The following is a 13063-nucleotide window of genomic DNA, read 5'->3' as shown; positions in this document are numbered from 1 at the left end:
CCCGCCGCGTCACTCATGACCCACCCCGCCGCACCGCTCACGACCACCCCTTCCCCAAGCCCGGACCGCCCGCCGTGCCCGCCGCGCCGAGGCCCGTGCGGTCCCGGTCCGCCTGGCGCCACACCTCGTCCAGGGGGGCGCCGCGTGGGACGCTCACGGCCGTCCAGCCCGCCTCGCGCAGCATCCGCAGCCGCTCCCCGGCCAGGGACACCGGGCCCGGCACGCCGGCCGGTTCACGCACCCAGGCCTCGCTGTCGAGCACGAAGGCGACCGCGCCGCCGCTGCGCCGGCTCATCCTGGCGGCCAGCGCGGCCTGCTGTTCGTCGAGGTCGCCCAGGAAGGCCACCAGCAGCCCCTCGTTGCCGCCGCGCAGCACGTCGTACGCGCGGGACAGTCCCGCCCCGTCCGAGTGGTCGATCACCGCGAGGGTGTCCAGCATCAGCCCGGCCGCGTCCGCCGACTCCTGGCTCGCGCCCGCGAACCCGTCACCGCCCTCGCCGGGCACCGAACTGCCGGTGTCCGTCAGGAGCCGTACCGAGAAGCCCCGCTCCAGCATGTGCACCAGCACCGACGCGGCGCCCGACACCGCCCACTCGAAGGCGGAGTCCGGCCCGGCACCCCGGAAGGCGAGTGCCCGGGTGTCCAGGAGCACCGTGCAGCGGGCGCGCTGCGGCTGCTCCTCGCGCCGCACCATCAGCTCGCCGTAGCGCGCGGTGGAGCGCCAGTGCACACGGCGCAGGTCGTCGCCGTACCGGTACCCGCGCGGGATGACGTCGTCCTCGCCCGCCAGCGCCAGCGAACGCTGCCGTCCGTCGCCGTACCCCTTGGCCTCGCCGCTCAGCCGCACCGGCGCCAGCGGCTCCACGCGCGGGATGACGGTGAGGGTGTCGTACGTCGAGAAGGAGCGGGTCAGCTCGCACATCCCGAACGGGTCGGTCAGCCGCAGTTGCAGCGGCCCGAGCGGATAGCGGCCGCGCAGGTCGGAGCGGACCCGGTAGGACACCTCACGGCGGCCGCCCGGCTCCACCCGGTCGAGCACGAAACGGGGCCGCGGCCCGAGCACGTAGGGCACCCGGTCCTGGAGCATCAGCAGGCCCGTGGGCAGGCGGGAGACGTTGTCCATCCGCAGGTGCACCCGGGCCTCGCTGCCCGCCGGCACGCGCGCGGGGGAGAGCCGCCGGCTGCCGGCGACCCGGTAGCGCGTGCGGTAGAGCACCGTCGCGCAGACCAGCGGCAGCACCGCGAGCAGCAGCCCGACCCGCAGCAGGTCGGGCTGGCCGAGGACGTACGCGCAGACCGCGGCGGCCACTCCGGCGGCCAGGAAGGAACGTCCGCGGGTGGTCAGGCCGGCCAGCGCGGTGCGGACGCCGCCCCCTTCGCCCCGGTCGTCCTCCGCGCGCGCCGTCCCCGCGGTGGCCACGGTGGCCATCACAGCCTCCGCGGCTGCTGCCGGCCGAACTCCGGCGCGGTGCGGCCCAGGCCGAGCCCGGCCTGCTGCTGGGGCGCCGCGGGCACCGGGGTGTGCTGCAGGATCTCCTGGACGACCTGCTCCGCCGTACGGCGGTTGAGCTGGGCCTGGGCGGTGGGCAGCAGCCGATGGGCCAGGACGGAGACGGCGAGCGCCTGCACGTCGTCCGGCAGCGCGTACTCCCGGCCGCTCAGGGCGGCGGACGCCTTCGCCGCGCGCAGCAGGTGCAGCGTCGCGCGCGGGGAGGCGCCGAGTCTGAGGTCGGAGTGGGTGCGGGTGGCGGCAACCAGGTCCACCGCGTACCGCCGGACCGGTTCGGCGACGTGGACGCCGCGCACCGCCTCGATCAGCTTCACCACGTCGTGAGCGTGCGCCACCGGCTGGAGGTCCTCCAGCGGAGAGACACCGCCGTGCACGTCCAGCATCTGCAACTCGGCCTCGACGCTCGGATACCCCACCGACACGCGGGCCATGAAGCGGTCCCGCTGGGCCTCGGGCAGCGGGTAGGTGCCCTCCATCTCGACCGGGTTCTGCGTGGCCACCACCATGAAGGGGCTGGGCAGTTCGTAGGTCTGCCCGTCGATGGTGACCTGGCGCTCCTCCATGGACTCCAGCAACGCCGACTGGGTCTTGGGCGAGGCGCGGTTGATCTCGTCGCCGATCACGATCTGCGCGAAGATGGCGCCCGGCTTGAACTCGAAGTCCCGGCGCTGCTGGTCCCAGATGGACACACCGGTGATGTCCGAGGGCAGCAGGTCGGGCGTGAACTGGATGCGCCGCACCGAACAGTCGATGGACCGTGCCAGCGCCTTGGCGAGCATCGTCTTGCCCACCCCGGGAACGTCCTCGATCAGAAGATGTCCCTCGGCCAGCAGCACGGTCAGCGAAAGCCGTACGACCTCGGGCTTGCCCTCGATCACTCCTTCCACCGAACTGCGGACCCGCTCCACAGTGGCGGTCAGATCAGTGAGGCTCGCTCGATCGTCATAGGTCGTCACCCGGCCCTCCTCGGCCCTTACCCGCGCCCTTGGAAGAGCAGGGGGTTCCCCAAACTTTCCGGGCCGGCGCGCTGCTGCGCGGACCGGCCCGCCCCGAAACACGGACACCACGCGGGAAAGGTCCCGCGTGACGCCGCACCCCGCATTCTTGCCGCCGTTACCGATTCGTGTCACTCGCCTGTGGACAACTGGCCGCGATATGTCGGGTCTTAGGGCCTTTTGCAGATGACGGTGGCGCGCCGGTTGCGGAATATCCAGGATGGGGCCGGCGATCAGGCCGGGTCGATCTCGCGCAGCAGGCCTGTCTTGACGTCGAAGACGAAGCCGCGCACGTCGTCGGTGTGCACCAGGAACGGCGAGGTGCGCACGCGCTGCATCGACTGCCGCACGTCCTGGTCGACGTCGCGGAAGGCCTCCACGGCCCAGGAGGGGCGCTGGCCCACCTCCATCTCCAGGTCGTGCCGGAAGTCCTCGGTGACGGTCTCCATGCCGCAGCCGGTGTGGTGGATCAGCACCACGCTTCGGGTGCCGAGCGCCCGCTGGCTGATGGTCAGCGAACGGATCACGTCGTCGGTGACCACTCCGCCGGCGTTGCGGATGGTGTGACAGTCGCCGAGCTGCAGGCCGAGCGCGGCGTGCAGGTCGATACGGGCGTCCATGCAGGCCACGACCGCGACGCGGAGCACGGGGCGGGCGTCCATGCCGGGGTCGCTGAAGGCGTCGGCGTAACGCCCGTTCGCCTCGACGAGGCGGTCGGTGACGGTGCCGCCCGTTATGGCGCCCTCGGGTCCGGTGGGAACTGCTGCAGAAGTCGTCATACTCATGACGTTACTGGTCATGCCTGTTCCGGTCCTGCTGTGAGACAGGACAAAGAAGGCCATCGTGGCTTGTTGTGAGCGACTCCACACGCAGGGCAAACCCGGATCCGTACGGGTGAATCTTTTCGAATCGCCGTGTCGCCGGTACTCCGCCGGGCGACGCGCAGGCCGGTTGATTGACCGGGAGACAGGGTGGACTAAAGTGACGCGAAGCGGGAGGCGCGGCCCTCCCTGCTGGACTGCAATTCCCCGGAGGCCCCGGCACACGCCCGGCCGGTCTCCCCACGTGCGCGGCGCGTACGTACGGCTCGGCCTTTTCCCGCTCCCGGCCGGCTGACGCTTCCGGCGCCGGCGGGGCCGCTTCGTACCTGAGCGGTCGGGGACCCGGCGGTGCGTGCGGCCCGCGCCGGACCTGAGAGGGCCCCTTGAGCGACAGCCGACACGTCCCCGTGATGCTCCAGCGGTGCCTGGATCTGCTGGCGCCCGCCCTGGAGCGGCCGGGAGCGGTGGCCGTCGACTGCACCCTCGGCCTGGGCGGCCACAGCGAGGCGCTGCTCACCCGCTTTCCCCAGGCGCGGCTCGTGGCCCTGGACCGGGACAAGGAGGCGCTGCGCCTGTCCGGCGAGCGGCTCGCCCCCTTCGGCGAGCGGGCCACCCTGGTGCACGCCGTCTACGACGAGCTGCCCGACGTACTCGACCGGCTCGGCATCCGGCGCGTGCAGGGCGTCCTGTTCGACCTCGGCGTCTCCTCCATGCAACTGGACGAGGCCGACCGCGGCTTCGCCTACGCCCAGGACGCACCCCTGGACATGCGCATGGACCAGAGCACCGGCATCGGCGCGGCCGAGGTCCTCAACACCTATCCGGCCGGCGAACTGGTCCGCATCCTGCGCGCCTACGGCGAGGAGAAGCAGGCCAAGCGGATCGTGGCCGCGATCGTGCGCGGGCGGGAGAAGGAGCCGTTCACCAACAGCGCCCGGCTGGTGGAGCTGATCCGCGACGCGCTGCCCCAGGCCGCCAAGCGCACCGGCGGCAACCCGGCCAAGCGCACCTTCCAGGCGCTGCGCATCGAGGTCAACGGCGAACTCGCGGTCCTGGAACGGGCGATCCCGGCTGCCGTGAAGGCGCTCGACGTGGGCGGACGGATCGCGGTGCTGTCGTACCACTCCCTCGAGGACCGTCTGGTCAAGCAGGTGTTCGCGGCCGGCGCCACGTCGACCGCGCCCCCCGGGCTCCCGGTCGTGCCCGAGCGCTACCAGCCCCGGCTCAAGCTGCTGACGCGCGGTGCCGAACTTCCCACCGAGGAGGAGATCGCCGAGAACCGGAGGGCGGCACCGGCCCGGCTGCGCGGGGCCGAGCGCGTCAGGGAGGACGTCGAGTGAGGCAGGGCCACAGGTGAGCAGGAAACCCGAACTGAAGGGCCGCGCCGCCCGGCTGGCGCGGCTCTTCCCGGCGAACCGGCAGCAGGCCGCCCGCACCCCCTTCGTCCTGCTCGTCGTGCTGCTCCTCGGCGGCGGCCTCATCGGCCTGCTGGTGCTGAACTCGGCTCTCAGCGAAGGTGCCTTCCAGCTCGACGACCTGCAGAAGGACACCAAGAACCTCACCGACGAGGAGCAGGCCCTCCAACGGGACATCGACTCCTACTCCGCCCCCGACGCCCTCCAGCGCCGCGCCCACGAGCTCGGCATGGTGCCCGGCGGCGACCCGGCCTTCCTGGGCCCCGACGGCACCGTGAAGGGCGTCCCCTCCGCGGCCGCCGCCGACCAGTCCGCCTTTCAGGACCTGCCGGTGTCGGTTCGGCCGCCCGAGGAGTTCGTGGAACCGCCGTCCCCCGCGGACGGCACGACCCCGACGGCCCCCGGCACCGTGCCGCCGGCGGCCCCGTCCGGTACCCCGCCCCCCGACCCGGCCTCGACGGCCCCCGATACCGTGCCGCCGGCGGCCCCGTCCGGCGCTCCACCCTCCGACCCGGCCGCGACGGACGTCCCGGTCGCGCCCCGGCCCGCCACGACCACGACCCCCGGCAGGTGACGGAAGTGTCCGACAGGGAAGCGCCGCGTCGCCGTGTGCCCGGACCGGCCGGGCCCGCCCGCCCCGGTGCCCGGCAGCGCCCGGACACCCGGCAGCGCCCCGGCTCCGGCGCCCGGCCGGTCCGCCGCCCGGGCCAGGGCTGGCGGCCACCGCCCGTGCGCGTCCTCCGGCTCGGCAGCCCCCGCCCCCGGCTGCGCATGGTCGCCCTCGCGCTGACCCTGGTGCTGCTCGTCTTCGTCGTAAGGCTGCTCCAGGTGCAGGCCGTCGACGCGAGCGCGTACGCCGCCAAGGCCGACGAGAACCGGTACGTGGTCCACACGATCGCCGCCGAGCGGGGCGGCATCACCGACCGCAACGGCGTCACCCTGGCCAGCAGCGTGGACGCCGACGACATCACGGCCGACCCCACGATGTTCACGCGCGGCCAGCTGAAGATCGGCGACGGACCGGAGCGGGCGGCCGCCCTCCTCGCCCCGATCCTCGGCCAGGACCAGGCCGCCGTCGCCAAGAAGCTCCACACCCGGAACACCCGGTACGTCCTGCTGGCCCGCCGCCGGACCCCGCAGGTCTGGAAGCAGATCAAGGACCTGAAGGCCGCGCTCACCAAGAAGTCCCGCTCGGACAAGTCCACCGTCAACGTCCTCGCCGGCGTCTTCGCCGACCCCAGCAGCACACGCGTGTACCCGGGCGGCGACCTCGCCGCCGGGATACTGGGCTGGGTCAATGCCGAGGGCAAGGGCGGCGGCGGCATCGAGCAGCAGCTGAACAAGCAGCTGTCCGGCAAGCCCGGCCAGATCCGCTACGCCCAGTCCGGCGGCCGCGAGGTGCCCACCGCGGGCTCCACCGAGACCCCCGCGGTCGCCGGCTCCGACGTGGAGCTCACCATCGACCGCGACATCCAGTGGGCCGCCCAGAACGCCATCACCGAGCAGGTGAAGAAGTCCGGGGCGGACCGGGGCTACGTGATCGTGCAGGACACCGGGACCGGCGAGATCCTCGCCATGGCGAACGCGCCCGGCTTCAACCCCAACGACCTCACCCACGCCGACCCGGCCGCACTGGGCAACGCCGCGGTCCAGGACGCCTACGAGCCGGGCTCCACCGCCAAGGTCATGTCGATGGCCGCCGTCCTGCAGCAGGGCGCGGCCACACCGCTCACGCACGTCGTCGTGCCCAACCGGCTGCACCGCGGCGACCGGCTCTTCCAGGACGACGTCGACCACGACACCTGGTACCTCACGCTCAACGGCGTGCTCGCCAAGTCCAGCAACATCGGCACCATCCTGGCCACCGGCCAGCTCGGCAGGACCCAGCCGGAGGCCAACAGGGTCCTCCACTCGTACCTGCGCAAGTTCGGCATCGGCGAGCGGACCGGGCTCGGCTTCCCCGGCGAGACCCGGGGCATCCTCGCCCCCGCCGACAAGTGGTCCACTTCGCAGCAGTACACGATTCCCTTCGGCCAGGGCTTCTCCATCAACGCCCTGCAGGCGGCCTCCGTGTACTCGACCATCGCCAACGGAGGCGTCCGCGTCCAGCCGACCCTGGTGCGCGGCACCAGGGGGGCCGACGGCCGCTTCACCCCCGCCCCGAAGCCCGCGAAGAACCGGGTCGTGAGCGCGAAGACGGCGAAGGAGCTCGCCCAGATGCTGGAGTCCGTGGTGGACGACGAACAGGGCACCGGCATCAAGGCGCGCATCCCCGGCTACCGTGTCGCGGGCAAGACCGGTACGGCCAACCGCGTGGATCCGGCCACCGGCAGATACCGCGGCTACACCTCCTCCTTCGCCGGGTTCGCCCCCGCCGACAACCCCCGCATCACCGTCTACTGCGCGATCCAGAACGCCACCAAGGGCAGCTACTTCGGCGGCCAGATCTGCGGCCCGATCTACAAGCAGGTCATGGAGTTCGCCCTGAAGACACTCCAGGTGCCGCCGACCGGGGCCGATGCCGCGAACCTGCCCGTCGACTTCAAGCCCTGACCGCCTCGGCGCCCGCACCACCAGCACCACAACCACCACCACAACCACCGCCACGGCCCCCCGCCAGCCCAAGGACCGCCCGCACCGCCCGCCCCCGCACCCACCAGGACGCCCGCACCGCCCGCCCCCACCCCCACCAGGACCGCCCGCGCCCGGCATCACCCGAACGGACCGATCAGGAACCAGCCCGTGACGACGATCACCCCCGACCCCGGCAACCGCACCCCGCCCGAGGCCTCACTTCGCCCCCGGACGGGTAGGCCCGGTACGCTCACCGCCGTGCCACACGCTGATCAGTCCCAAACCACCCAGAAGGGCGCTTCCGTGACATATCCGGGACCGCCGCGACCGGTTCAGGTCTCCGCCACACCCCTCGCGGAGCTCGCCGATCAGCTGGGTGCCGAGCAGCCGGACGGTCCGGGGCGCGCAGCCGAGATCACGGGCATCACCCATGACTCGCGCGCCGTGCGCCCCGGTGACCTGTACGCCGCCCTGCCCGGCGCCCGCGCGCACGGCGCCGACTTCGTCACCCAGGCGGCGAGCCTCGGCGCGGTCGCCGTGCTCACCGACCCGTCCGGCGCCGAGCGCGCCGCCGCCGCCGGCCTGCCGGTCCTGGTCGTCGACGGCCCGCGCGGGTCGATGGGCGAGCTGGCCGCCACCATCTACGGTCACCCCGGCCGCGACCTGCTCCAGATCGGCATCACCGGCACCTCCGGCAAGACCACCACGGCCTACCTCGTCGAGGGTGGCCTGAAAACGCTGAAGTCCACCGGGCTGATCGGCACGGTCGAGATGCGCATCGGCGAGGAGCGCATCAAGTCCGAGCGCACCACCCCCGAAGCCACCGACCTGCAGGCCCTGTTCGCCGTCATGCGCGAGCGCGGTGTCGAGGCGGTGGCCATGGAGGTCTCCAGCCACGCCCTGGTGCTCGGCCGTGTCGACGGTTGCGTCTTCGACATCGGCGTCTTCACCAACCTCAGCCCGGAGCACATGGAGTTCCACTCCGACATGGAGGACTACTTCCGGGCCAAGGCACGGCTGTTCACGCCGGAACGCAGCCGGCTCGGCGTGGTCAACCACGACGACGAGTACGGCCGCCGGCTCGCCGGTGAGGCCACGGTCCCCGTCGTCACCTTCTCCGCCGAGGGCCACCCGGACGCCGACTGGCGCGCCGAGGACGTCCAGGTCGGCCCGATGGACTCCACGTTCACCGTGATCGGCCCCGAAGGGCGGCGGATCACCGCCAGGTCGCCCCTGCCGGGCCCCTTCAACGTCGCCAACACCCTCGCCGCCATCGTCGCCCTGGCCGCCGCCGGCCTCGATCCGCAGACCGCCGCCGACGGCATCGCCGCCGTGCCGGGCGTACCGGGCCGGCTGGAGCGCGTGGACGCCGGCCAGCCCTACCTCGCCGTCGTCGACTACGCCCACAAGACGGACGCCGTGGAGTCGGTCCTCAAGGCCCTGCGCAAGGTCACCAAGGGCCGCGTGCACGTCGTGCTCGGCTGCGGCGGCGACCGGGACCGGACGAAGCGTGCGCCGATGGGCGCCGCCGTGGCCCGGCTCGCCGACACGGCCGTACTGACCTCCGACAACCCCCGCTCCGAGGACCCCCTCGCGATCCTCGCCACCATGCTCCAGGGCGCGGCCTCCGTGCCCGCGCACGAGCGCGGGGAGGTGCTCCTGTTCGAGGACCGGGCCGCCGCGATCGCCGCCGCCGTCGCCCGCGCGCAGGCCGGGGACACCGTGCTGGTCGCGGGCAAGGGCCACGAGCAGGGCCAGGACATCGCCGGAGTGGTCCGTCCCTTCGACGACCGCCAGGTGCTTCGCGAAGCTATCCAGCAGACCCAGGGATGAACTTGTGATCGCCCTCTCCCTCGCCGAGATCGCAGCAGTCGTCGGCGGGCAGACGCACGACATACCGGATCCGTCCGTCCAGGTCACCGGACCCGTCGTCCGGGACTCCCGGGAGGTGGTGCCCGGCAGCCTCTTCGTCGCCTTCGCGGGCGAGCGCGTGGACGGCCACGACTTCGCCGGGGCCGTCGTCGAGGCGGGCGCGGCCGCCGTGCTGGCGTCGCGCCCCGTCGGCGTGCCCGCGATCGTCGTGGAGGACGTCCAGACCGCCCTCGGCGCCCTGGCCCGGCACGTCGTACGGCGGCTCGGCGCCACCCTCGTCGCCCTCACCGGCTCGGCGGGCAAGACCAGCACCAAGGACCTGATCGCCCAGGTGCTGCGCCGCAAGGCACCGACCGTCTTCACACCCGGTTCCCTCAACAACGAGATCGGGCTGCCGCTCACCGCGCTGAGCGCCACCGAGGAGACGAAGTTCCTCGTGCTGGAGATGGGCGCCCGCGGCATCGGCCACATCCGCTACCTCACCGAGCTGACCCCGCCGAAGGTCGGCCTGGTGCTCAACGTCGGCACCGCCCACATCGGCGAGTTCGGCGGCCGCGAGCAGATCGCCCGGGCGAAGGGCGAACTCGTGGAGGCACTGCCCGAGGACGGCGCGGCGATCCTCAACGCCGACGACCCGTTGGTACGGGCCATGGCCTCCCGGACGAAGGCGAAGGTGATCCTTTTCGGGGAGTCCGACGAAGCGGACGTACGCGCCGAGAACGTGAGACTCACGGACAGCGGACAGCCCGCCTTCAGGCTTCACACACCCTCCGGTGCAAGCGATGTGACCATGCGCCTGTACGGTGAGCACCACGTGTCGAACGCGCTCGCCGCGGCCGCCGTCGCCCATGAGCTGGGCATGTCCGCGGAAGAGATCGCCACCGCGCTCTCCGAGGCGGGCTCCCTCTCCCGCTGGCGGATGGAGGTCACCGAGCGCCCGGACGGCGTGACCGTCGTCAACGACGCCTACAACGCCAACCCGGAGTCCATGCGGGCCGCCCTGCGCGCGCTCGTGGCCATGGGCAAGGGGCGGCGGACCTGGGCGGTGCTCGGCAAGATGGCCGAGCTCGGGGACGAGGCGCTCGCCGAGCACGACGCGGTCGGACGGCTTGCCGTCCGGCTCAACGTCAGCAAGCTCGTCGCGGTCGGGGGCAGGGAAGCGTCCTGGCTGCAACTGGGCGCATATAACGAGGGTTCGTGGGGTGAGGAGTCGGTGCACGTGTCCGACGCACAGGCGGCGGTCGACCTGTTGCGCAGCGAGTTGCGCCCGGGGGACGTCGTACTCGTGAAGGCGTCCCGTTCGGTCGGTCTGGAGAGCGTTGCCCAGGCGCTCCTGCAGACCGGGGCCGAGGGTGAGGTCGCCGCCCGATGATGAAGCAGATCCTGTTCGCGGGAGTCATCGGCCTGTTCCTGACGCTGGTCGGCACCCCGCTGCTGATCAAGCTGCTGGCCCGCAAGGGCTACGGCCAGTACATCCGCGACGACGGCCCGCGCGAGCACGCCAGCAAGCGCGGCACGCCGACCATGGGCGGCATCGCCTTCATCCTGGCCACGGTCGCCGCCTACTTCCTGTCCAAGGTCATCACCGGCTACGCGCCGACCTACTCGGGTCTGCTGGTGCTGGGCCTGATGGTCGGCATGGGCCTGGTCGGCTTCCTCGACGACTACATCAAGATCGTCAAGCGCCGTTCGCTGGGTCTGCGCGCCAAGGCGAAGATGACCGGCCAGCTGATCGTCGGCATCGCCTTCGCGGTGCTCGCGCTGCAGTTCTCCGACAACCGCGGCAACACCCCCGCGTCCACGAAGCTGTCTTTCATCACCGACTTCGGCTGGACGATCGGTCCGGTGCTGTTCGTGGTCTGGGCGCTGTTCATGATCCTCGCGATGTCGAACGGCGTGAACCTCACGGACGGTCTGGACGGTCTGGCCACCGGCGCCTCCGTGCTGGTCTTCGGCGCCTACACCTTCATCGGCGTCTGGCAGTTCCAGGAGTCCTGCGCCAACGCGATGACGCTGACCAACCCCAACGCCTGCTACGAGGTGCGCGATCCGCTCGACCTCGCGGTCGTGGCCTCCGCGCTGATGGGCGCCTGTCTGGGCTTCCTGTGGTGGAACACCTCGCCCGCCAAGATCTTCATGGGCGACACCGGTTCGCTCGCGCTCGGCGGTGTGCTCGCGGGCCTGGCGATCTGTTCCCGCACCGAACTGCTGCTCGCGCTGCTGGGCGGCCTGTTCGTGCTCATCACCATGTCGGTGGTCATCCAGGTCGGCTCCTTCCGGCTCACCGGCAAGCGCGTCTTCAGGATGGCGCCACTCCAGCACCACTTCGAACTCAAGGGCTGGTCCGAGGTCCTTGTGGTGGTCCGATTCTGGATCATCCAGGGAATCTGTGTGATTGTCGGACTGGGCCTCTTCTATGCGGGATGGGCAGCGGACAAGTGACCGACTGGCAGGGGATGAACGTCACCGTCGCCGGACTCGGGGTCTCCGGGGTCCCGGCGGCCAAGGTCCTGCACGGCCTGGGTGCGAGGGTCACCGTCGTCAACGACGGCGACGACGAGCGGGCCCGGGCGCAGGCGGCCGAGCTGGAGGCCCTCGGCGTCACCGTGCGCCTGGGCGACGGCGACACCCTGCCCGAGGGCACCGAGCTGATCGTCACCGCGCCCGGCTGGAAGCCGGACAAGCCGCTGTTCCGCGCCGCCGGGCGGGCCGGCGTCCCGGTCTGGGGCGACGTGGAGCTGGCCTGGCGGCTGCGCGGACCCGACGCGCCGCCGTGGCTGGCGGTCACCGGCACCAACGGCAAGACCACCACCGTGCAGATGCTCGCCTCCATCCTGAATGCGGCGGGTCTGCGCACGGCCGCCGTCGGCAACATCGGCGTCTCGCTGCTCGACGTCGTCCTCGGCGAGGAGCCGTACGACGTGCTGGCGGTCGAGCTCTCCAGCTACCAGCTGCACTGGGCGCCCTCCCTGCGCGCGCACTCCGCCGCCGTCCTCAACCTCGCCCCCGACCACCTCGACTGGCACGGCTCCATGGAGGCCTACGCCGCCGACAAGGGCCGTATCTACGAGGGCAATCGTGTCGCCTGCGTCTACAACGCCGCCGACAAGGCCACCGAGGACCTGGTGCGCGAGGCGGATGTCGAGGAGGGCTGCCGGGCCGTCGGCTTCACCCTGGGCACCCCGGGTCCCTCCCAACTCGGCGTCGTGGACGGCATCCTGGTCGACCGCGCCTTCGTCGAGAACCGGCAGAAGAACGCCCAGGAGCTCGCCGAGGTCTCCGACGTCGACCCGCCCGCCCCGCACAACATCGCCAACGCCCTCGCCGCCGCGGCGCTCGCGCGCGCCTTCGGCGTGCCGGCCACGGCCGTCCGGGACGGCCTCAGGGCCTTCACCCCGGACGCCCACCGCATCGCGCACGTGGCCGACGTGGACGGCGTCGCCTACGTCGACGACTCCAAGGCCACCAACACCCACGCCGCACAGGCCTCGTTGGCGGCATATGAGTCGATCGTATGGATCGCGGGAGGTCTGGCCAAGGGCGCGACCTTCGACGAACTGGTCGCGGGAGCGGCGGGGCGGCTGCGCGGCGTGGTCCTGATCGGCGCCGATCGCGCACTGATCCGCGAGGCCCTCGCGCGACACGCCCCCGAAGTACCCGTCGTCGACCTCGACCGGACCGACACTGGGGCGATGCTCCAGGCCGTCCAGGAGGCGCGGCGGCTCGCGCGGCCCGGCGACACGGTGCTGCTGGCCCCGGCCTGTGCCTCCATGGACATGTTCGCCAACTACAACAAGCGCGGTGACGCGTTCGCGGAGGCCGTTCGCGAACTCGGAGCCTGACCCCGGCCGCCTGCCGCGGCCGGGCGACCTCGGG

General features: G+C 72.2%; 10 protein-coding genes. 7 read left to right on the top strand and 3 right to left on the bottom strand.

The genetic code is table 11. The annotated features are described in order from the left end of the window. Window positions 1-37: 37 nt before the first annotated feature. The 3 genes from ACH4UM_RS09485 to ACH4UM_RS09475 form a co-directional block, all read right to left on the bottom strand. On the bottom strand, window positions 38-1429 hold the full coding sequence (locus tag ACH4UM_RS09485; RefSeq protein WP_398175783.1) for a DUF58 domain-containing protein: 1392 nt from the start codon (window positions 1427-1429) through the stop codon (window positions 38-40). After that, on the bottom strand, window positions 1429-2466 hold the full coding sequence (locus tag ACH4UM_RS09480; protein WP_398175781.1) for an AAA family ATPase: 1038 nt from the start codon (window positions 2464-2466) through the stop codon (window positions 1429-1431). Before ACH4UM_RS09480 ends, ACH4UM_RS09485 begins: the two co-directional genes overlap by 1 nt. Before the next feature lie 272 nt (window positions 2467-2738). Then, entirely contained in the window at window positions 2739-3284 is a 546-nt protein-coding gene (locus ACH4UM_RS09475; RefSeq protein WP_398175779.1) for a beta-class carbonic anhydrase, read from the bottom strand. A gap of 425 nt (window positions 3285-3709) precedes the next feature. Here ACH4UM_RS09475 and rsmH point away from each other — a divergent pair, with 425 nt between their 5' ends. From rsmH to murD, 7 genes are all read left to right on the top strand, one after another. Beyond that, window positions 3710-4666: a 16S rRNA (cytosine(1402)-N(4))-methyltransferase RsmH gene (gene rsmH / locus ACH4UM_RS09470; protein ID WP_398175777.1), complete on the top strand. Its 957-nt coding sequence runs from the start codon at window positions 3710-3712 to the stop codon at window positions 4664-4666. A 13-nt stretch (window positions 4667-4679) separates the two neighbouring features. Further along, window positions 4680-5315, top strand: a complete 636-nt coding sequence (locus ACH4UM_RS09465) for a septum formation initiator family protein (RefSeq protein WP_398175775.1) — start codon at window positions 4680-4682, stop codon at window positions 5313-5315. Window positions 5316-5320: 5 nt separating this feature from the next. After that, a complete protein-coding gene (locus ACH4UM_RS09460) occupies window positions 5321-7294 on the top strand; it encodes a peptidoglycan D,D-transpeptidase FtsI family protein (RefSeq protein ID WP_398175773.1) in 1974 nt (657 codons plus the stop codon). Window positions 7295-7483: 189 nt separating this feature from the next. Further along, complete coding sequence (locus tag ACH4UM_RS09455; RefSeq protein WP_398175771.1) at window positions 7484-9148, top strand: UDP-N-acetylmuramoyl-L-alanyl-D-glutamate--2,6-diaminopimelate ligase; 1665 nt, start codon at window positions 7484-7486, stop codon at window positions 9146-9148. A 4-nt stretch (window positions 9149-9152) separates the two neighbouring features. Next, window positions 9153-10559, top strand: coding sequence for a UDP-N-acetylmuramoyl-tripeptide--D-alanyl-D-alanine ligase (gene murF / locus ACH4UM_RS09450; protein ID WP_398175769.1), 1407 nt, complete (start codon window positions 9153-9155; stop codon window positions 10557-10559). After that, complete coding sequence (mraY, locus tag ACH4UM_RS09445) at window positions 10559-11629, top strand: phospho-N-acetylmuramoyl-pentapeptide-transferase (RefSeq protein ID WP_398175935.1); 1071 nt, start codon at window positions 10559-10561, stop codon at window positions 11627-11629. Before murF ends, mraY begins: the two co-directional genes overlap by 1 nt. After that, on the top strand, window positions 11611-13029 hold the full coding sequence (gene murD, locus ACH4UM_RS09440) for a UDP-N-acetylmuramoyl-L-alanine--D-glutamate ligase (RefSeq protein ID WP_398175767.1): 1419 nt from the start codon (window positions 11611-11613) through the stop codon (window positions 13027-13029). Before mraY ends, murD begins: the two co-directional genes overlap by 19 nt. Window positions 13030-13063: the final 34 nt, after the last annotated feature.

This window comes from Streptomyces sp. NPDC020801, from assembly GCF_044334385.1.
In the GTDB taxonomy this organism is placed as follows: domain Bacteria; phylum Actinomycetota; class Actinomycetes; order Streptomycetales; family Streptomycetaceae; genus Streptomyces.
This window is presented reverse-complemented; position numbering and strand designations above follow the sequence as displayed.